Here is a 1337-nt window from a genome sequence, read left to right on the forward strand (position 1 = left end):
CCCCCATCGCCGCACCGGGGCCACGGCTCGCGTCCGCCACCCCCACCTCGCCCGAAGCGACGGCCAGCGCGTGCGCGGAGAGCCGGGGCTCGCGCCCGCCTGGCGCCCCGGCCCGCAGCTCGTACGACGCCTTCTCCCCGATGAGCCGGCGCCGCACCGCGTTGTACTCGGCGGACAGCAGCTCGCGCACCGGCACGTCATCGGCCGCCCCGGCCCCCGCGTCGCCGTACCAGGCCTCCCGGTCGGCCATCGCCAACTTGCAGCCCTCGACGAGGAGATGGACGTACTCGGCGGATCCGTACGCGGGCAGGTCCGCGGGATCCTTCGGCAGGAGGGCGAGCTGCTGGAGGAGGGCGGGGCCCTGGCTCCAGGGCCCCGCCTTGCACAGGGTCCAGCCGTTCCAGTCGTACGTGACGGGGTCCTCGTAGGAGGCGGACCACCCGCGCAGATCGTCGGCGGAGAGCGTCCCCACGTGCCGCGTACCGCTGGTGTCCAGCGTGGGCCGCCCGGCCTGCCGCACGAGCGCCTCGGCGATGAACCCGCCGCGCCACACCTCGCGCGCGGCCTCGATCTGCGCGACGCGCAGGTCGTCCCCCGTACCGCCCTCGCCCCCACCCGAGGCCCCGGCCTGTACCCGCGCCTCCGCTTCCGCCTCGGCCTCCGCCAGCAACCGCCGCCACGTCGCCGCGAGCGCGGGATTGCGGAACAGTTCGCCGGGCCGGGGCGGCCGGCCCCCGGGCAGGTAGACCTCGGCGGACGAGGGCCACTCCCGTTCGAAGAGCTCCCGCACGGTCGCCACCGTCTCGCCGACCCGCTCGACGGGCGCGTGCCCGTCCTCCGCGTACCCGATCGCGTACGCGAGGACATCGGCGAGGGACTTCGTGCCGTGGTCCCGCAGGAGCAGCATCCACGCGTCGAACGCGCCGGGCACGGCGGCGGCGAGCGGCCCGGTGCCGGGCACCAGGTCGAGGCCCAGGGAGCGGTAGTGGGCCACGGTGGCGCCGGCGGGCGCGCCTCCCTGGCCGCAGAGGACGCGGACCTCGCCCCCGGCGGGCGCGAGGACGATCGGGACCTCGCCGGCGGGTCCGTTGAGGTGCGGTTCGACCACGTGCAGGACGAACCCCGCGGCGACCGCGGCGTCGAAGGCGTTGCCCCCGTCCTCCAGTACGGCCATCGCGGACTGGGAGGCGAGCCAGTGGGTGGACGACACCATGCCGAAGGTGCCCTGCAGGGTGGGACGCGTCGTGAACATGATCCGCAGGCTAACTCCGCACGCCACGCACGTCAGCAGTCATTCGGCACCGACCACGGCCCCCGCCCTCATCCCCCCTCAAGCC

At 75.5% G+C, this 1337-nt stretch carries 1 protein-coding gene; it reads right to left on the reverse strand.

The features are described from left to right. Positions 1 to 1252: gamma-glutamyltransferase (locus AOK22_RS38330; RefSeq protein WP_208606511.1), on the reverse strand; the 1252-nt coding region annotated here is incomplete at its 3' end. Positions 1253 to 1337: the final 85 nt, after the last annotated feature.

This window comes from Streptomyces silaceus, assembly GCF_001419745.1.
Classification (GTDB): Bacteria; Actinomycetota; Actinomycetes; order Streptomycetales; family Streptomycetaceae; genus Streptomyces; species Streptomyces silaceus.